Source organism: Flavobacterium sp. 2 (assembly GCF_049949195.1).
GTDB lineage: Bacteria > Bacteroidota > Bacteroidia > Flavobacteriales > Flavobacteriaceae > Flavobacterium.
In genome coordinates, this window is sequence record NZ_CP188206.1 from 4,891,572 (window position 1) to 4,910,952 (window position 19,381).

The 19,381-nt window shown below is 34.5% G+C and carries 14 protein-coding genes; 7 read left to right on the forward strand and 7 right to left on the reverse strand.

The genetic code is table 11. The features are described 5' to 3' along the window. Positions 1-89 precede the first annotated feature (89 nt). The 6 genes from ACNFIH_RS21300 (at position 90) to ACNFIH_RS21325 (ending at position 9,855) form a co-directional block, all read left to right on the forward strand. Entirely contained in the window at positions 90-611 is a 522-nt protein-coding gene (locus tag ACNFIH_RS21300; protein ID WP_035650926.1) for a DUF5004 domain-containing protein, read from the forward strand. Between the two features lie 8 nt (positions 612-619). Next, positions 620-1,702, forward strand: a complete 1,083-nt coding sequence (locus ACNFIH_RS21305; RefSeq protein ID WP_426484685.1) for a hypothetical protein — start codon at positions 620-622, stop codon at positions 1,700-1,702. A 119-nt stretch (positions 1,703-1,821) separates the two neighbouring features. Further along, positions 1,822-4,836 (forward strand): SusC/RagA family TonB-linked outer membrane protein, encoded by a 3,015-nt coding sequence (locus ACNFIH_RS21310; protein WP_426484686.1) that lies wholly within the window; start codon positions 1,822-1,824, stop codon positions 4,834-4,836. Between the two features lie 25 nt (positions 4,837-4,861). Continuing rightward, the gene (locus tag ACNFIH_RS21315) at positions 4,862-6,364 is read left to right on the forward strand and encodes a RagB/SusD family nutrient uptake outer membrane protein (RefSeq protein WP_426484687.1); all 1,503 of its coding nucleotides are present in this window, start codon (positions 4,862-4,864) and stop codon (positions 6,362-6,364) included. A gap of 199 nt (positions 6,365-6,563) precedes the next feature. After that, positions 6,564-7,811: a glycoside hydrolase family 71/99-like protein gene (locus ACNFIH_RS21320; protein WP_426484688.1), complete on the forward strand. Its 1,248-nt coding sequence runs from the start codon at positions 6,564-6,566 to the stop codon at positions 7,809-7,811. Between the two features lie 25 nt (positions 7,812-7,836). Further along, positions 7,837-9,855 (forward strand): glycoside hydrolase family 97 protein, encoded by a 2,019-nt coding sequence (locus ACNFIH_RS21325; RefSeq protein ID WP_426484689.1) that lies wholly within the window; start codon positions 7,837-7,839, stop codon positions 9,853-9,855. A 288-nt stretch (positions 9,856-10,143) separates the two neighbouring features. Here ACNFIH_RS21325 and ACNFIH_RS21330 read toward each other — a convergent pair whose 3' ends face one another. The 3 genes from ACNFIH_RS21330 to ACNFIH_RS21340 all read right to left on the reverse strand — a co-directional run bounded on the left by ACNFIH_RS21330 (position 10,144) and on the right by ACNFIH_RS21340 (position 12,680). Further along, positions 10,144-11,055, reverse strand: a complete 912-nt coding sequence (locus ACNFIH_RS21330; protein WP_426484690.1) for a hypothetical protein — start codon at positions 11,053-11,055, stop codon at positions 10,144-10,146. 439 nt (positions 11,056-11,494) lie between these two features. Further along, entirely contained in the window at positions 11,495-11,929 is a 435-nt protein-coding gene (locus ACNFIH_RS21335; RefSeq protein WP_426484691.1) for a DUF6526 family protein, read from the reverse strand. 256 nt (positions 11,930-12,185) lie between these two features. Continuing rightward, a complete protein-coding gene (locus ACNFIH_RS21340; RefSeq protein WP_426484692.1) occupies positions 12,186-12,680 on the reverse strand; it encodes a DNA-deoxyinosine glycosylase in 495 nt (164 codons plus the stop codon). Between the two features lie 196 nt (positions 12,681-12,876). On the opposite strand from ACNFIH_RS21340, the gene ACNFIH_RS21345 reads away from it, so the two are divergent. Then, positions 12,877-13,884 carry a helix-turn-helix domain-containing protein gene (locus ACNFIH_RS21345; protein ID WP_426484693.1) on the forward strand — a complete coding sequence of 336 codons (1,008 nt, stop codon included), beginning with the start codon at positions 12,877-12,879 and terminating at the stop codon, positions 13,882-13,884. Positions 13,885-13,965: 81 nt separating this feature from the next. Here ACNFIH_RS21345 and ACNFIH_RS21350 read toward each other — a convergent pair whose 3' ends face one another. From ACNFIH_RS21350 to ACNFIH_RS21365, 4 genes are read right to left on the reverse strand one after another with little or no spacing between them, the layout of a single operon-like run. After that, positions 13,966-15,165: an NAD(P)/FAD-dependent oxidoreductase gene (locus ACNFIH_RS21350; protein ID WP_426484694.1), complete on the reverse strand. Its 1,200-nt coding sequence runs from the start codon at positions 15,163-15,165 to the stop codon at positions 13,966-13,968. Further along, positions 15,162-15,701, reverse strand: coding sequence for a low affinity iron permease family protein (locus tag ACNFIH_RS21355; protein WP_426484695.1), 540 nt, complete (start codon positions 15,699-15,701; stop codon positions 15,162-15,164). The genes ACNFIH_RS21350 and ACNFIH_RS21355 overlap by 4 nt, the downstream gene beginning before the upstream one ends. A gap of 7 nt (positions 15,702-15,708) precedes the next feature. Next, positions 15,709-18,528: an AsmA-like C-terminal region-containing protein gene (locus ACNFIH_RS21360; RefSeq protein ID WP_426484696.1), complete on the reverse strand. Its 2,820-nt coding sequence runs from the start codon at positions 18,526-18,528 to the stop codon at positions 15,709-15,711. A gap of 12 nt (positions 18,529-18,540) precedes the next feature. Next, positions 18,541-19,371: an MlaD family protein gene (locus tag ACNFIH_RS21365; protein WP_426484697.1), complete on the reverse strand. Its 831-nt coding sequence runs from the start codon at positions 19,369-19,371 to the stop codon at positions 18,541-18,543. Positions 19,372-19,381: the final 10 nt, after the last annotated feature.

Genomic DNA, 19,381 nt, shown 5'->3' on the forward strand with positions numbered 1-19,381 from the left:
CTCAGACATTTTTTTTTAGATTTATTTAACATCTAGTTTCGTTCTGTCTTTTATAAGGCAGAAAAACTAACAAACAAACCACAAAATTTATGAGATGTAAAAGTATTTATTGGTTAGCTGTTGTTATGGGTTTAATGGCCACTGGCTGTGATAACACCGACGATGGAAGCTCAGTTGATCCGATTACCCTTTACGAGAAAGTACAAGGCAATTGGGGATTGACAAATTTGAAAATGGTTGACGAAGTTGCGAAAGCAAACAAAGTCGAACCAAACGAAGAAAACTTGAGTACGTACTTTAATTACGAAGATTTTAAAATTAAATTCAACGTAGATGAAAAGAACCAGCCAACAAGTTATGAAGTAACAGGAAATGTTCCTCCATTATTCGCTCCAAAAGGCTACTGGGCATTAAGTTCAGACTTCCAGCCAACTAATTTGGGTGTAACAAAAATCTATTTGTACAGTGATGCTCAGAAAACGCTAAAAACAGATGAGCTTAAATTATCATCAGTTCCGGGAAGCAATGAAGAAATGGAATTCCAATTAATTCATTCTTCTGGAGGTTCTCCGTTTGTGTCTTATGTGTTTAAATTAAATGCTATTAATTAAAAAGTAATATGAAAAAATTTATATATACAATTTTACTTGCCCTTTTGATGGCTCCTAATTTTACGCAGGCACAAGATGCCGCTGGAGCTGTAGGCAGTATGTCATCATTTCCTGTAGTTTACAAGTATGATGAAAAAGTGATTTGGTACTTTGATCTTTCAGGAACCACTTTTGCAGAGACTGAAGATGTTTATATTTGGATTTGGTCGCCATCAGAACCAGATGCCGGACATTGGGAAAACTCTTCAGATTTTGCTAAGCTAAAATATGAAGGAAATAAAATTTGGAGTTTTACTTTGACTCCAACGCTTTATTTCTCTAAAACGCCTGATGAAATTGCAGCAAGCGCCGGATTTTGGTTTCGTTTGAAAAACAAAAACGGATCAAAACAAAGTGATGTAGCCAATATGCCTTATACTGATTTTTCTTCTTTCTATACGGCAAATGAATTGATCAGATCGTATCCAACAAAACCTTTGATTGATAAACCAGTGAGTATTTTATTCAATTCGAATTTAAAAGATGGTTTTGCAGGTGTTCCTAGTGTACATTTTCACTCTGGATTAAACAATTGGGCTGTTTTGCAAGAATACCAAGCGTGGATTCCAGAAGTATCTGAAAAGACAAAATTGAAAGATTTAGGAAATGGTTTTTACAGAATGGATTTGATTCCGCAGCAATATTACAATCCGCCAGCAGGTTTTGTTATGGAGAATATTACTTTCCTAATGGTAGCAAAAGACTGGACGACTAATTCTGGCGACCAAATTATTTATGCAGGAGAATTTATTCCGCCACCGCCGCCAAGTTTCAGTTTTTTCCCATCGGTTATCAGTCAAAAAGATTTTCTTGGAATGTCAAGAAAAAATAATGAAGTGGGTGTAAACAAACTTATTTACACCATCACGGCAGGAAGCAAAACAATATCTGGTGAGTTTACAGGAGGTACAGCTGAAATAAAAGGATTTGTCAATTTAGTTTCAGAATTAAATGGTGTTCAGGGTTTAAGTGAGATTCATGTTTTGGTAAAAGACAACAAAGACAAAACAATCTCAGATACTTCGATACCTCTTAAAACTTTAGACAAATAATTCACTATCAAATTAAAACATCAATTCTAATGAAATGAGCATAATCCCAAATTAGTCATTAAACCAATAATGGCTATGCGAATTACATATGACTGATAAAAAACAATAAATAACGACATATGAATAGTAAAAATAAAAAAATAGTCCTGCATCAAATGTGGACTACTAAAACTGCAGTATTCATGATTTTCATGCTTTTTCTTTCGGCAGGAATGTTTGCTCAGGAAAAAAAGCAGGTATCAGGAACTGTGTATGACAATACAGGAACTGTATTGCCAGGCGCTTCGGTAATTGAAGTGGGAACAAAAAATGCAACCACAACAGATTTTGACGGAAAATTTACTTTGACGGTAGCCGTAGGAGGTTCGATTGAAGTTTCATTTATTGGATCAACAAATCAGAAAATCCAAATCACTTCGGCAACTAAAAATCTTGATGTGCGTTTGCAAAATGACGGTTATCAATTAGCTGAAGTTCAGGTTGTAGCTGTTGGTTACGGAACTCAAAAGAAATCTGATTTAACTGGAGCAATTTCAACTGTAAAAGCAGATGATTTAGTAAAAGGAACAATCTCTTCTACAGAACAAGTTTTACAAGGAAAAGTAGCAGGTTTAAATGTTATTCGTCCTTCAGGTGATCCTGCTGCAGGTTCAACTTTACGTTTACGTGGAGGAACTTCTTTGACAGCGAGCAACAATCCTTTAATTGTAGTTGATGGAATTGCAGGTGTTGATATCAACATAGTTCAGCCTTCAGATATTAAAACAGTTGACGTTTTGAAAGATGCTTCAGCAACTGCGATTTACGGTTCAAGAGGAGCAAACGGAGTTATCATTATTACTACAAAATCAGGAACAAAAGGCGTTTCTGTTACGTATAGCGGATTATCAAGTATTGGTTATGTAACTGATAATTTAGATTTATTATCAGCAAATCAATGGAGAAATTATGTTCGTAATACAGGAAATAAAGATGCAGTTGATTATGGTGCAAATACAAACTGGCAAAAAGCAATCGAGCAGACAGCTATTTCACAATCACACACTTTAACTATTAATTCGGGTAAAGCTGATAGCGGTTTCAGAACTTCTCTTTCATACTTAAATAATGAAGGAGTTATTAAGAATTCTGGTTTAGAAAGATTGAGTGGAAATATTAGCGCTTATCAATATCTTGGAGATAATAAAGATGTAAAATTTGACACGGGATTATTTGCCAACATCGATAAATGGCACCCAATTGATTACAGAATTTTTGAATATGCTTATAACCTGAATCCAACAATTCCGGTTTATACACCAACAGGAGAATTTTCATCTGTAGCAGGAAATCAGTATTATAATCCGGTTGAGCTTTTGACAAACAGAACAGTTGACAATGAAAGACACAGACTTTTAGGTTATTTTAAAACTGAAGTTAAATTTTTGAATGATTTCCTGGCTGTTGCTAATATTTCTTTGGAACATAATGCAGTTAAAGGAGGTACTTATAAACCAAGTTATGCCGTTTTAGAAGGAGCTACAGAAGGTGGTTACGCTCAAAGAACATACGCTGAATATACAAATGCACAAGGCGAACTTTATGTGAATTATAATAAAGTAATCGACAAACATACTATCAGCGCACTTGCAGGATATTCATATTTAGAAAATATCTACCAAGGTTTTGGAGCACAAAGAAGCGGTTTTGTAACGGATGCTTTTAGCTATAATAATTTAGGTGCAGGTTACAAATATCGTTTAGGTGATGTGTATTCGTATAAAGGAAAATCAAATTTGGTTTCATTTTATGCTCGTGCCAATTATTCTTATGACGGAAAATATTTGCTGACTGCAACAGTAAGAAGAGACGGTTCAAGCCGTTTTGGAGAAAACAACAAATGGGGAACTTTTCCATCAGCTTCTGTGGCTTGGAAAATTTCAAATGAAGGATTTATGGATTCTACAAAAGGCTGGCTTGATAATTTGAAATTGAGAGTTGGTTATGGAGTAACAGGTAATCAAGACGGAATTGGAGAGTACAAATCGCTTTCTATTTTAGGAGTTGGAAACGACAGTTATTATGATCCAGTTACGGGAACTTGGAGTTTGGCTTATTCGCCACAGCAAAATCCAAATCCTGATTTGAAATGGGAGTCAACTGAGCAGTTAAACATTGGTTTTGATTTTACGCTTTTCAATAGAATTACAGGTTCATTTGAGTGGTATTCTAAACAAACAAAAGATTTATTATACACTTACGAAGTGCCTCAGCCACCTTATTTAGTTGGAACAATGTTGGCAAACGTTGGTGAAATGTCAAACAAAGGAGTTGAGCTTACTTTGAATGCTGATATTATAAAAGGACAAAAATTCAATTGGAATGCTAATTTGACACTTGGACATAACGTTCAAAAAATCGAAAAACTTTCGAATCCAACCTATAAAACAGATGTAATTTACAGCGGTTCTTTACACGGTTTAGCAGGTATGTCTGGACAATATTCTCAAATTATTGCTGAAGGTTATCCTGTTGGAACTTTCTGGGGATTCAGAAATGCTGGGCTTGATTCAGCTGGTAAAATTCAGTACTATAACAAAGCAGGAGATATCGTTGCAGAAAGCGCTTTAGTAGATGATGATAAAACAGATTTAGGAAATATTCAGCCAGATTTGACATTAGGAATCGGAATGAACTTTACTTACGGAAATTTTGATCTTGGAATCAGCGGTTACGGAATGTTTGGGCAAAAAGCATTAAACGCAACAAACATGATGCTTAATGATCCAACAAGATTGCCAGCTTACAATGTTCCAGATGATTTCTTAGGAAGCGGAATTACATCAGCTCCTAAATATTCTGACTACTGGATTGAGGATGCTTCTTTCTTTAGACTTCAAACACTTTCTTTTGGTTATACAATGCCTCTTGGTTTGCAAAAAAAATCAAAACTTAGATTTTATTTAATGGGTGAAAATCTTTTTGTAATTACAGGTTACAAAGGTGTTGATCCAGAAATTGGCTTAAATGCGCAAAACGGCGTAAACGGTGTTATTGATCAAACAGGTTTAGCATCTCCAGGTATCGACAGATATAACAATTATCCTAGACCAACAACAATTTCTGTTGGATTAAATTTCTCGTTAAATAACTAAGCGAATTAACTCAAAAATAGAACAAATGAAAATCAAAATAACAGCAGCAATATTAATGAGCATGCTTTTTACGATATCATGTACAGATTTAAGTGAAGACTTATATGATAAAGTAGAGGATGGAAATTTTGGAAACACTTCCAAAGAAGTTGATGCATTAGTTGGAGGGGCTTATTCTTCTCTAAGAGGATTCGCTGACGGAATATCAAACAATTACCCAACTTGTGAATATGTATTCTTTTTAACTGAAACCGTTTCTGATGAAGCAACAATTCCTACCAGAGGAACAAACTGGTACGATGGAGGACAATATCAGGATGCACAGAAACATACTTGGAAAGCGGATAACCGAATGATTCTTTCGGCTTGGCGTTACAATTATACCGGAATTGCAAAGATCAACTCCATCATTTATCAAATCGATAAATCGTCTTTGACTGATACTGCAAAAGCGCCAATTTATGCTGAATTAAAAGCTTTAAGAGCATACTATTATTACAATCTTTTAGATTTATTTGGAAATGTGCCAATTGTAACCAATTTTGAAGACACATCACTTCCATCAAATTCTACAAGAAAACAAGTATATGATTTTGTTGAAAAAGAATTGACAGATGCTCTTCCGCATTTAAATTCAAATGTGGTCTATTCTAAAATGACTAAAAATGTAGCGTATTCTTTATTGGCAAGATTATATCTAAATTCTGAAGCTTTTATTGGAACAGCGCGTTGGCAGGATTGTTTGAACATGTGTCAAAAGATTTCGGGTTATTCATTAACACCAGATTTCTTTGCCAATTTCGCTACAGAAAATCAAAAATCAACTGAAATTATTTTTGCAATTCCTTACGATTCAAAAGCAGGAACTCTTGGAAATTACATGAATTCAATGTCGTGCCACTACTTGCATAAATTGACTGTTTCTGCAACTGGCGATTATCCTTGGAGCGCAAACGGAATGTGTGCACAGCCTGGTGTATTTTCTGCTTTCGCCGATACAGACAAAAGAAAAAAATGTATGGTTGCCGGAGATCAGATTAATAAAGCGACAGGACAAGTTATCGTTATGGATAACGGTGAAAAGTTGACTTATACTGAAGAAGTTACAAGTGTTGCTGACGCTAAAGAAAATCAAGGAGTACGTTTAGGAAAATATGAAATGAAAGAAGGCGAAACTTGGGAACGTGATCACGATTTAGTGGTGATTCGTTATGCTGAAATTTTAATGATGCAAGCGGAATGTTACGTTCGTTTAGGATCTCCTGATTTGGCAAAACCATTCTTGCAGCAAGTAACAGCACGTGCGGGTGAAGAAATGCCAGCAACAATTGATCTTCATTTTATTGATCAGGAATTACTTAAGGAATTTACGTTTGAAGGAAGAAGAAGAACAGATAACATTCGTTTTGGAACATTCTTCTTGCCATGGTGGGAAAAAGGAACTACTGAAAAATACAGAGCGATTTTCCCAATTCCAAGTACCGTTTTAACAACAAATAAAAACCTAAAACAGAATCCTGGGTATTAGGTTATTGAATGTCAGTCTTCCATGTTGGTTAGTCGTGGAAGGCTGACATATTTTTAAGTCAGTTGGCTTCTATAAAAAATATTTTAGCCACAGATTAAATGATTTTCACAGATTATTATACGATAAGAAATCCTTTTTAATCGTTTATCCCGATAGCTATCGGGAATGGCAAAAAATATAAAAAACAAATTACATCAATATGAAAAGATATATCACCTTATTGTTTTTTGGAGTCGTGAATATTTTAATCGCCGCCGGATGTAGCAGCAGTGATGACAAAGGTCCAGATAAACCAACTGAGCCCGAAACACTTGCACCAGTAGCGATTGAAAAAACAAACAGTACCAAAATTTACGTTCATTATATGCCTTGGTTTGAAACCAATGAAAGCAGTGCCGATAAAAAATGGGGATATCACTGGACAATGGCAAACAAAAATCCCAATACTATTGGAGCAAACAACCGCAGGGAAATAGCATCATACTATTATCCACTGATTGGGCCTTATCATTCGGGCGACAAAAATGTGATTGAAAATCATTTATTATTGATGAAATATTCAGGAATCGATGGTGTTTTGATCGATTGGTACGGCACTTATGACGTAAACGATTACCGAATGGTAAAAGAAAACACAGAGCAATTAATCGCGATGCTAAGTAAAGTCGGACTTGAATATGCAATTGTTTACGAAGACAGAGTAACAACAAATGTTGTAAATGCAGGAAAAGCAATTTCGGTAACGAGCGCTGCAAAAACCGATTTAGCTTATATGCAGACGAATTACTTTTCTAACGCCAACTATATCAAAATAAACGGAAAACCTTTATTGTTGAATTTCGGGCCGATTGTATTGCAAACACCAGCCGAATGGACAAACGTTTTTAGCACATTATCTGCAAAACCAATTTTCCTGACGCTTTGGGATCAATCTGTTGAAGCGGGAGATAATGCTTCTGGAGAATATTCATGGGTTTATAAAAACAGCACTTATTTAACGAATTGGTACACTAATACAAAGCCAAAACTTTCAGTTGCAATGGGAAGTGCTTATCCTGGTTTTAAAGATTTTTATGCCGAAGGTGGAGGCGGAGCAGCAATTGGCTGGACAATCGAGCACAATAATGGAGCAACGCTTGACGAAACACTTAATCTGGCAAAAAATGCAAACTTGAGCTACTTGCAATTGATTACATGGAATGACTTTGGCGAAGGTACAATGTTTGAACCAACAGTTGAATTTGGTTACAATTATATCGAAAAAGTAAAAACTTTTGCCGGAGTAAAAAACACCGAATCCTATTTTGCAGATATCAGCAAACTATATAACCTAAGAGTTGAAAAGAAAAGCAGTGCCGATGCTCAGAAAAAATTAGATCAGGCTTTTAATTATTTTGTTTCGATGCAACCTGCAAAAGCAAAACAAGTAATAAGCGAAATAAAATAAGAGCTGTAATTAATACAATTAAATAATGAAAAACATAAGATATAGATACTGCCTGATCGCATTAGCCTCAATGCTGATTTGCGCCTGCGGTACTAAAAAAACGACATATAAAATCAGCTCTCCTGGAAAAAACACCGAATTAGTTTTTGAATTGACTGCTTCTGGACAACCTCAATATAGTTTTACATCTGGCGGAAAATCGGTTATTGAGCCTTCTTTGTTGGGTTTTGAGTTTCAGGGAATTCAAAAAATGACAGATGGTTTTGAAGTAGTTTCTACCGAAGAAAAAACTTCTGATGAAACTTGGGAACAACCTTGGGGGGAATTCAAAAAAGTAAGAGATCATCACAATGAATTGATTGTTCATTTAAAAGAAGCAAAAGGTGAGGAACGCTTAGTTGATATTATTTTCAGAGTTTTTGATGATGGTTTAGGATTTCGTTATTCTTTTCCCAAACAACCTAATTTAGGCAAAGTGAAGATTTCGAATGAAGTTACGCAGTTTACTTTTAAATCAAATAATGATGTTTGGTGGATACCGGTGCACCGAGAAAACAGCTATTATGAAAGTGAATATCGCAAAACACCAATTAGCAAAACCGATACCATTAATACTCCGGCTACTTTCGAAACAAAAGAGAAATTATATGTAGCGATTCACGAAGCAAATTTGACTGATTTTGCTTCAATGACACTTTTAAAAACAAGTGACAAACAATACAAAAGTGATTTAGTGCCTTGGGCTGATGGTGTAAAAGTCTATGCTGAAGCTCCTTTTGTAACGCCTTGGAGAACTATTGTTGTCGGAAAAACACCTGGTGATGTGGCGACTTCGACTATTATGCTGAATTTAAATGAGCCTTCAAAAATTGAAGATCTTTCCTGGATTACGCCATCAAAATACATTGGAATTTGGTGGGGAATGCATTTAGAAAAATTCACTTGGGGACAAGGTCCAAAACACGGTGCTACAACAAAAAACACCAAAGAATATATTGATTTTGCTGCGAAAAACAATTTTGACGGAGTTCTGGTGGAAGGCTGGAACGAGGGCTGGGACGGCGACTGGACTGCCGACGGATCTGCATTTAGTTTTGTAAAAGCCTATCCCGATTTTAATTTGGAAGAAATTACAAAATATGCGGCCATTAAAAATGTCCGTTTAATTGGTCACCATGAAACTGCCGGCGCTTCTAAACATTATGAAAGTCAGCTTGAAGATGCTTTTAAACTGTATCAAAAAATGGGAGTAAACTCGGTTAAAACGGGTTATGTAAACAAATACTTGGATAAAAAAGAATGGCACGACAGTCAGTATGGAGCGCGTCATTACAGAAAAGTAATCGAAACGGCTGCTAAATATCATATCATGATTGATAATCACGAGCCAATGAAAGGAACGGGAATTCAGCGTACATATCCAAATTTTATGTCGCAAGAAGGCGGAAGAGGGCAGGAATACAATGCATGGTCAGTTGATGGCGGAAATACTCCACAACATTTAACAACTTTGCCATTTACAAGAATGCTTTCAGGGCCGTTTGATTATACTCCGGGGAATTTCAATTTTGATTACAAAACACCTTCCGGAGCACGAGTTCAAACCACTTTGGCAAATCAATTGGCTTTGTATGTGATTATTTTCAGTCCGTTGCAAATGGCTTCAGATTTACCTGAGAATTATGTTGGAAAACCTGAATTTCAATTCATAAAAGATGTTCCGTGTACTTGGTCTTTCACAAAAGTCTTGGATTCTAAAATTGGAGAATATACTACAATTGTCCGAAAAGATTGGGACGAGAAAAACTGGTATTTAGGTTCAATTACAAACAAAGATGCCAGAGATTTAAAAGTGGAATTATCATTTTTAGATACCGGAAAAGAATATGAAGCAACAATTTATGCTGATGGAGAAGGAGCAAATTATAAAACAAATCCGTATCCGGTTACGATTTCAAAACAAAAAGTAAATAATAAAAGCGTAATAAATATCAAATTGGCAGCTGGTGGAGGAACAGCTATAAAATTCACTCCGTTAAATTAATTGAATTAGTTTTCGTTTTATTTTAGTTAAGTTTAAGTTTGAGCAAATGAGCCCGATTTCTTTTTAAAGATTTCGGGCTTGTTTATTTTTGTTTCAAGTTTCAGGTTTTAAGTTTAACCGCAAAGGACGCTAAGATTTTATACTTAGTTGGGTTTTACATAAACGCAAAGTTCGCAAAGCTTTGTGTAAAAAAACTTTGCGAACTTTGCGTAATCCTTAGCTCCCGATAGCTATCGGGATTGCGGTTAAAAAAACTTAGAGCCTTAGAATCTTAGAACCTTAGCAACTTTATTTATGAAGTTTAACATGGCTTCCAAAAGTATAAACAGCAGCTATAGTTGGTCCATTATAACCCCATTTAAAGAAACCATTAAGTCTTTCTTTTTCAGCGTCAATTCTAATGTTTAAGCCTGTAAATCCTGCTGTTAAACTAAAATTTTTATAAACGTTGTATAATACAGAAAGGTTGTAGCTCAAAATACGACCATCGATATCATTTACTTTTAAAGCGAAGTAATTGAAATTAGCATAAAGCCCCACTTTTTTGCCTAATACAAATTCTCCCCAAATACCAATGTCTGGTAATGGCGCAGTCACACCAAAATCATCACTAAAAGAAACTTGCTGTGTTTGCCCTTCCAAACTCAGACCAACATCTATTAACATTACGTGAGCACCTATTAAGGCACCTATTTCATAAGTTGGTTTTGACACAAACGCGTAGCCATAATATATTCTAATAATCTGATTGTCAAAAAATGCTGAAACACGCCCATCAACTGGATAAGTATGATCACCAAATTCGATATCTTTTTGAAGGGTTTTTGTTGATGTTCTGTCTAAATAATAATATTCAGAACCTAGTCTTGATCTTCTTGAAATTCGCCACTCAAAAGCAGCAGCAAATGATTGGGTGTTTTTTTTAAAACCGAGATCTTTTTCAAAATCGATCATATTTCCAAAATTACCATTATTGCTTCCTACTTCAACTTGGGTATTATTTACAGGAAAAAATGCTCCGGCTGTAAATTTAAAACGTCTTGCATGCCAAGGCAAATCTTCGGGATCATAATTTTGAAAATCTTCGTCTGAATTATTGTGTACGGAAGGCAAAGTATCAGATGGAATTTCGGCGGTAATTTGTGCATTGGCTGAAAGACAAGAGAAGCAAACTATCATAAAACAAATTAATTTTTTCATCGGATTTAATTTTAGAGTTTTTGATAAATTTTTAACACTTAAAGTTAACAAAAAAAATCATTCATTTAATTTTTTACCGTTTAATATTTAGACAATTCTGTTGATTATCAGTTTGATAGCTTTTTATGGTTTGTAAAATCGAAAAATATCTCTTGAAAACGAGTGCCGCGTGAGGGATAGGAGTATGCTACCGAAGTAGCACGGATAGCCCGACAGCTTTTAAAAAAAGGCCTCAATACGCACAAAGCATATTAAGGCCTTTTTTTAAAAGGTGGCACGCCCTTATTGTATAAGTTATGAATTATGAATTATGAATTATGAATTATGAGTTATGAGTTATGAGTTATGAGTTATGAGTTATGAGTTATGAGTTATGAAATGTAAAATGATGACATATAGTGTGAATTCATAATTCATAATTCATAACTCATAACTAAAATTAAACTCTATCATAATCCGCTTTCCAGTGAATGATGGCTTTTTTGATGGCATCGCCGGTAAGGTTGTTTTTTAAAGCGTCTTCAAGCAAGGGCAAAAATTCATTGTCTGGCGCAAAACGAAGCGCGAAAATTTGATCATCAGTTAATTTGTATTCGAATTCTTCAAGTCTTTTTCCAGTTAAAGTGAAGTAACGGTAACGAAGTTCTAAGCGTACGATTCGGTTTTGCAAAATCAAGGCGTAATGCTGACGAAGCATGAAAGCCAGACAAAAAAGAAATATAAAGCAAACGCTTATAAATGACCAGATTAGCGCGTCGTTTGTATTGCAGGCAAAATAGATGCTGCATAGTAAAAAAACAGTTAGAATAGGATAATATACCAAATGATGAGGTGTGTAAAATCGTATGTGGTTGTAATAGGTTTGAACTTTCATAATTGTTGTTTTTGGTATTAATTAAAAAAACAAAGCTACCCTAAAAATTAGAATAGCTTTCTTTCTCAAAATAAACTAACATAACCAATGTTTCCTTTATACTTTAAACTTTTTAAAGTTTGTAATTCTATTTATTTGAAAAAAGCCTTCATTTCTGTCTTAAATCCTTGTTGCTATGGCTTTAATTTCTTGATAGTAAAATTAATACGTGTGGGATTTTTTTTGTTATACTTTAAGTTCAAATTGTTATAAAATTTCAACTATTGTTTTGTAAATCGGCAATAATTTTCCATTCGGATAATTTTGAGTCGAAAGTTTTTCCAGCATTGGCGGGACTTGTCGACGGAAGTGTGTAAAGTTGATAAGGATTTTTCAGATGTACGTATTTTTTGAAAAAGGCATGCGCTTTCTGGCCATTGAAAAGTATGGTTTTAATGTTTGGATGCTGTTTTAAAAAGCTTTCAAAATCGTTGGCAATTTCATTTTTAATGGCAGTGTCCAAACTTCCTATTCGTTCGCAGTATTGAAGAACGTCCCAAACTGCAATTTTATTTTTTTTAAGTATTTCTTTTCGGACTTCATAATCAGTGGAGAAATCTTCGTTTAGAATTATGAAAATGAATTTCCAGAAATTATTTTGTTTGTGCCCGTAATATTGATTTAGCTCTAATGATTTTGTACCAGGCATCGTTCCGAGAATCAGAATTTCAGAGTCGTTTGTTGATATTGGAGCGAATGAAAAGCTTTTCATTTTTTTTTTTGAATTAAGAAAATTTTTGTTTGAGTTAAATTTTTAATTCCGAAGTAATTATAAAACAAAACGCCAAAATTATATAACATTTTTGATCAATCGTTGACCGAACTTTGGAATATTGATTTATAAAACAAAAGAATTTGTTTTTTGCCTGAAATATGAAATAAAAATACCGAATCTAAATATAAGCAAAATGAAAATAGTTACCATACATACAGAGCAAATCCAAACAGTGTTTGAGGAATTAAATAATAATTTAGACGGAACAATAACTTTTGATTTCGATGAATATGCTTTAGAAATCAACAATAGTTTTGCTAAAGGAACTATAACGGGAGCTTCTTTCAACGATAATATTTCGTACGTTCAATTTGATATGACGTTTTCGACAGCGGTACGAATGGATTTTTTGAATGTAGTATCAACGCCTGTTTATTTTGCGTATTGTTCAAAAGGCGGTTTGTCACACAGTTTTGGAATTAATGGCGAAGAACGTAAGTTTCAGACTTTTCAAACTGCGATTTTGGCTTCAAATCAAAATCAGGATAATGTTTTGTTTTTTGAAAAAGATGTGAATACTAAACTGACTCTGATTATTGTAGGAACTGAGACAGAATCACATTTAATGCCTTCTTTGAATCAAAAAGTAAAAGAAACTTTTTTTGAAAATAATGCACTTCAGAACTTTTTTTATATGGGTTCATACAATTTAAAAATTGCTGAAAAAATCGAACAACTAAACGCTGTAACTCAAACCGGAATAGTTAGAAATTTGCTGAAAGAAGGAATTCTGAAAATTATTCTGGCAATGGAAATCCAACAACACAGCGACGATTTAAATGCTTTTCCGAAAGATGCAAATTGTCTGACTTTAAAAGAAATGGAAGAAATAAAAGAACTTTCAGAATTTATAAAATCAAGTCCAGAAGAACCATTTACGATAAAATCACTGAGTAAAAAATCGGGTTTATCGCCAAATAAACTTCAGGAAGGATTTAAAATGATTCACGACAGAACGGTTAATGATTACATCACGCACATGAGGGTTTTGAAAGCCGAAATTTTAATGCGTACATCTGATTTAAATATTTCTGAAATCGTATACTGCATTGGTTTTACGAGTAGAAGTTATTTCTCTAAAATCTTCAAACAAAAATTCAATTGTAGTCCAAAAGAATATAAGTTTAATTTAAGTTGCTAAGATACTAAGTTGCTAAGGTTCTAAGCTATATTGAAGCTGAGCTTAGAACCTTAGCAACTTAGAACCTCAGTACCTTTTTTCTCAACGCCCAAAGCGATAATATTCTAAATCCATATTGCTTTTATTATTTATCGAATCCAAAATTGAATTCATCCCGATGATGCTGAATGTGATTCCGTTGCCGCCAAAACCTAAAACGTAATGTTCGTTTTTTTTAGGATCTGGTTTTCCAAAGTAAGGCAAACCGTCTTTTGTTTCGCCGAATGTTCCCGCCCAGGAATAATCTAGTTTAAAATTAATGTTTGGAAATTTTCTTTTGAAAGAGCGCATCAAAAATTGTTCTTTTTTCGGAATTAATTTATCACGTTTTTTTGCGTCTAAAAATTCTTCATCACCTCCGCCTATAATCAATCTGTTGTCTGAAGTAGCTCTAAAATACAAATAAGGATTTGAAGTGTCCCATAAAATTGAGTTTTTGAAGACCGCAGGCAAATCAGGTAAACTTTCAGATGCAATGACATAAGTACTTTTTAAATCGACCACTTTTTCTTTTAGGGTTTCAGTGCTTTCATAACCAGAACAATGTATTATGTGCTCTGCCGTAATAAGATTTCCACTTTCAGTTTTAGCAATAGATTTGCCGCCATGATTACTTATCGATTCAATATTTGTGCGGTCAAAAATTTCCATTCCTTTGTCGCGGCAATAGATAAGTAAATCCTGCGCCAAATGATAAGGATCTACAACAGCGGCCGTTTTGGATTCTATACCCGCAATTGCTTTTAATCCCATTGTTTCTAATTCGGCTTTTCCAAGCCAGTTGACATCAAATCCGTGTTGTTTTCTAACCTTGAATTCATTTTTTAGAAAAGAAATATCTTTTTTAAGCGTACAGAAATAAATACTTTTTTTAAACTCAAATCCGCAGTCGCTTTGTATGGTGTCTATAATAGTTCGCAAATCAAAAATCGCTTTTTTCCCGTTTCTATAGCTGTTTATGGCACAATCAGCGCCACGCATTTTGATGAGTTCATGCAACGAAACATCAATTTCATACTGAAGCAATGCGGTGCTCGCGGCGGTGCTGCCATTACAAATATCGCGTCGGTCCACGAGAACAACCTTTTTTCCGTCATTAATCAGTTTATAAGCAATCAATGCGCCTGTAATCCCTCCACCAATAATCAGAATCGGGGTTTCGATATCTGAATTTAAAGAAGGATAACTTGCTTTCATTTCGTTTTTTAAAGGCCAAAAAGTTTCGGTTGAGCGTAGTTTCATTTTTTAGCGGTTTTTGAGGAAGTTGTCGAATTTGGTTTTTTTGCAGTTTTCGGTTTAAGCTTATTCTGCATTTTATTTTCGGTTCTATTTTTATTTTTTCGCGAATGTTGCTCATGTGCTTCAGCAATAGAATGGGATGTTCTTATGGTTTCATCTTTTTTGGCGAGCTCGCTTAACCTGCGATAATATTTTTGAACGATTTCCATTTCTTCTTCTGTCATGCTTTCAATATCAACCAAACTGTTGCTGGAAAATTCGCTTGACGCAACCAATTCATTAAGTTTTAACTGAATCGCCAGCGAATCTTTGTTTTGAGCTTTCTGAATTAGAAAAACCATCAAAAAAGTGATGATTGTGGTTCCGGTATTAATAACCAATTGCCAGGTTTCGGAATAATCGAAAAATGGCCCGGAAACTGCCCAGACTACAACAATTAAAAAAGCGATAATAAAGGCCGGAGTGCTTCCGGTGGCTTTGCAAACAGCACTTGCGAACTTTTCGAAAGCACTATTTTTATTTTGAGTTTTTGTTTTCATTAGAAATTTACTTTTTGGTTTTACTTACTTTTTCTTCCTTGATTACTTTGTTGTGTTTTTCATCATAAACAGCTTCATCAATTTTTTGTCCTGTTTTGCTGAAAATTTTAATTTTTGGATCTTCATGTGTTCCGGTGATGACAATTGGAAATCCAATTATTCCAAACGGCGGAAGTCCTAAACGCATTCTTAAATCCAATAAACCATCAAAACTCGTAGTACCTTTAATCGTTGGTCTAAAACTGGCAACGGAAAAAGTAAAAGGTTCTATAAATATTAAGTTATTGTCAATGGTAGAATTGATTTCGATTCCTTTCATATCTGGATTATCTAAACCTTTTTGTCCTGTTTTTGAGCTGATTCCATCAAATAATTTCAATCCTTTAACCTGAACATCACGTAAGTTTATGGTTCCACCACCTTCAAGTGATTCATAAATTGGCCCCATATTTCCGTTTAAATCGCCTTTCACTTTATAATCCACAGAAATAATTCCCTGCGCTTTTTCGGCAACGGTTACCATATCATGAAACATCGGAATTTCTTTGTACGCACGCTGAACGCTAAAATCTTTGGCCGTAAAATGAGCATCAAAATGTGCCGAAGTTGGTGATTCATCTTTATAAGAAGCATCAATTCCAAGGATACAGTCGATGATATTAAAAGTGGCTTTTTCTAAATAAAAACCTTCTTTTGCTATACCCACTTTTCCCGAAAGTTTGTTTAAAACCAATCCGTTGTATTCCACTTTATCGGCATTGGCGTTAAGCGAAACATTTAGGTTTTTAGGAACAATTACAACACCGCTCATTTTCGGATGATCTTCTTTAGCATATTCGACTTCAATATTTCGGTCTTTATTTTCGCCTTTTTCAAGTGCCATAAATTCATCAACATTAATCAGTTTTGATTTCATGTTGAAATTCCCGCTCAAAGTTCCGTGTGATTCAAGGAAATAGTTGATGGTGTTTAAAAGATATCCATTAATATCAAAATCTGATTTTCCATATGAAGCATTGAATTTCTCAAACCACATTTTTTCATTTTGAAAGCGGAAATTTCCTTGTTTGATGAAGAAAGCCTTCGGAAAAAGTTCTGATGTTGCTTTAATGTTTTTCAGCAAAAGTGTTCCTCGATTGTCCAACTTATCATATTGTCCGGTCGTCGCATAACTTTGTTTTCCTTTAAGTGAAAGATCAGCTTTTGCATAACCAGTAACGTCAATTCCTTTTTGAGAGAAAACCTGATAAATTCGGCCAACATTCAGCTCTCCTTTGATTTTTGCATTGTAAGCCAAATCATTAAAATCAGAAAGCGTTGCGTTTACATACATCGGATTTCCCTCAAAAACAAAGGATGCCGGCGCAACTGCCACAATTAAATCCTGATATGTTCCCGCTTTATTGAGCACATTGGCCACAAAAGTGATATCAGTAATTGGGTTAGGATAGGAGTCGGTTTTGAGCCAGCCGTTATGTAGTGCGATACCGCCAATGGTTTTTGGAAATAGTTTTTTTGAAGTGCTGAAATGGCCTTTAGCCTGAATATTAGTTTTTAAAATTCCTTTTAATTCAAGAGAATTCAAGCCTAATGCGGCGTCAACAACAGCGAGATCCAATGCGCCTTTTACGCTTGCATCAATCATCATTTCATTAAAACCTTTGCTGTGTAAGTAAGCATTGAAATAATCTTTTTCGCCTACTTTAAATTTAAAAGTTCGAAGATTGACCAATAATTGCTCCATGTCTAGTTCAGGCAAAATCGCATTCAGATCCATTTGAAAATCAGTCAGCGGAACAGGAGCATTTTTATAATTTACAGCGCCATTATCGATTTTTAGATTGAAAGCTAAATTTGGTTTTTGTTTTTTGGCGACATTGTAATTTCCTTTAAATGTGAAAAGCAAATCGCTTCGACCGGAAACTTCAGTTTTTTCCAGCCAGGTCAAATATTCCGGAGGCATTACAGATAATAAATCTTTTACGGTAGTATTTTCTGAAGCGGCTTTAATATTGATTTTATAGCCATCTTTTAAAATCGTAAAAAGCCCTGTAAATTTTAAGGGCAGTTTATTGATATGAAGTTCATTTTTTTGAAGAATAAACGAAAGAGCGTGCGTATTGATTCGGGTGATTAAATCGGCGCTGACATTTTTTCTTCGTAAATAGCCGGTCCGATCATAAAAGAAATCGAGATTGTCAATTTTTGCATTTGTATTTAAATCAAAAATATCTTCGCTCAGATTTCCTTTTCCGATATAATTAAAGCCTTTCGCATCAACTAAAATCTTCGCCGAACGATCATTGTATTTTACATGACAGTTTTTAAGATCAATTCTTTCTAACCGAATTGCAGTTCCTTCTTCAGGTGCATTTGGATCATTTTTTTCATCTTTTCGATCTTCTGGCGCGATATAAATATTGTAGTTGGCTTGTCCTTTTTGGTTGACCATTATATTAATTAAAGCATCAGTAACGTACAATTTGTTGATTTTAACTTCATTGTCAAAAATCAATCTTTTCAGGTTTATTCCAAATGCAACTTGTTCGGCTTTCAGTAAAGTATCATTGCTGAAAGGAGCTGATCCTGTCATCGATAAATCATCTAATGAAACAGTCAATGACGGAAAATGAGTAAAAAAAGAAAGTTTAGATTTCGAAAAATCCAATTTGGTATCTAAACGTTCATTGGCAATTTTTTTAACTTCAGAGGCAACTTTTCCAGGGAATAAAAGCGGAATCAAAAACAACAATAACAAAACTCCTGCTATGGTTATTCCTGTCCATTTTAAAATTTTAAGGCTTATATTTTTATACGAAGTTTTCATGGCGTAGAAATTTTATTGTTTTTTTTCAGGCTCTTTTTTAGCTTCTTCGGCTTTTTGTTTTTCCTGTTTTTCTTTTTCTTCTTTAGCTTTTTCTTGCTTTTCTTTTTCTTCTTTCGCAGCTTTTTCTTGCTGTTCTTCCTGCTTCTCTTTAATTTCTTCTTGCTTTTTAGCTTTTTCTTTCTCTTTTTTCTTGAAGTAGCCTCTAAAAAGGAAATTGCTTTTTGCAGCTTCCATATTTTCGCTGAAACCTTTAGTGCCACTTTCTAAATTTGAAAGCGTATTTGTAACACTATTTGCCATTTTATCATCTCTTACTAATCTTGCTAAAGCACCATTTCCGTTGTTCATACTGTGGCTGAAAATGGCTAATTCTTCAGAAATTACGCCAACATTATCAACGCTTTTTTTGACGCTTTTCATGATATCATTCATTTCTATACCATCAATTGATGCTATGGCGCCGTTGTCTTCAATGATTTTTGTTGATTTGGGACCTGGAGAAATTGTCAGTACTTTGTCGCCCATTAATCCGTCTGATCCAATGCTAGCGCGAGCATCGGTTTTTATGAATTTGCGTATTTCATCTTTTATAACCATTGAAACAACAACAGAAGAATCGTTTATAATTCTGATTTCTTCTACAGTCCCAATGTTGATTCCGGAAAAACGAACATTGTTCCCAACTTCTAAACCGCTTACCGTTTTAAATTTTGAGCTAATGTGAAAAGTTTGGCCAAATAGATTTTTTTGTTTTCCAATAAAATAAATGGCCATAATAAACAGTAGCAGACCAACTGATACAAACATTCCTAATTTCCAAGTATATCCAGATTCCTTTTCCATGATTTCTACA

What these genes read in the sequence shown, in the direction of transcription:
- ACNFIH_RS21300 (WP_035650926.1), top strand. Translation starts at nt 90, where the DNA reads ATGAGATGTAAAAGTATTTATTGGTTAGCTGTTGTTATGGGTTTAATG.
- ACNFIH_RS21305 (WP_426484685.1), top strand. Translation starts at nt 620, where the DNA reads ATGAAAAAATTTATATATACAATTTTACTTGCCCTTTTGATGGCTCCT.
- ACNFIH_RS21310 (WP_426484686.1), top strand. Translation starts at nt 1,822, where the DNA reads ATGAATAGTAAAAATAAAAAAATAGTCCTGCATCAAATGTGGACTACT.
- ACNFIH_RS21315 (WP_426484687.1), top strand. Translation starts at nt 4,862, where the DNA reads ATGAAAATCAAAATAACAGCAGCAATATTAATGAGCATGCTTTTTACG.
- ACNFIH_RS21320 (WP_426484688.1), top strand. Translation starts at nt 6,564, where the DNA reads ATGAAAAGATATATCACCTTATTGTTTTTTGGAGTCGTGAATATTTTA.
- ACNFIH_RS21325 (WP_426484689.1), top strand. Translation starts at nt 7,837, where the DNA reads ATGAAAAACATAAGATATAGATACTGCCTGATCGCATTAGCCTCAATG.
- ACNFIH_RS21330 (WP_426484690.1), bottom strand. Translation starts at nt 11,055, where the DNA reads ATGAAAAAATTAATTTGTTTTATGATAGTTTGCTTCTCTTGTCTTTCA.
- ACNFIH_RS21335 (WP_426484691.1), bottom strand. Translation starts at nt 11,929, where the DNA reads ATGAAAGTTCAAACCTATTACAACCACATACGATTTTACACACCTCAT.
- ACNFIH_RS21340 (WP_426484692.1), bottom strand. Translation starts at nt 12,680, where the DNA reads ATGAAAAGCTTTTCATTCGCTCCAATATCAACAAACGACTCTGAAATT.
- ACNFIH_RS21345 (WP_426484693.1), top strand. Translation starts at nt 12,877, where the DNA reads ATGAAAATAGTTACCATACATACAGAGCAAATCCAAACAGTGTTTGAG.
- ACNFIH_RS21350 (WP_426484694.1), bottom strand. Translation starts at nt 15,165, where the DNA reads ATGAAACTACGCTCAACCGAAACTTTTTGGCCTTTAAAAAACGAAATG.
- ACNFIH_RS21355 (WP_426484695.1), bottom strand. Translation starts at nt 15,701, where the DNA reads ATGAAAACAAAAACTCAAAATAAAAATAGTGCTTTCGAAAAGTTCGCA.
- ACNFIH_RS21360 (WP_426484696.1), bottom strand. Translation starts at nt 18,528, where the DNA reads ATGAAAACTTCGTATAAAAATATAAGCCTTAAAATTTTAAAATGGACA.
- ACNFIH_RS21365 (WP_426484697.1), bottom strand. Translation starts at nt 19,371, where the DNA reads ATGGAAAAGGAATCTGGATATACTTGGAAATTAGGAATGTTTGTATCA.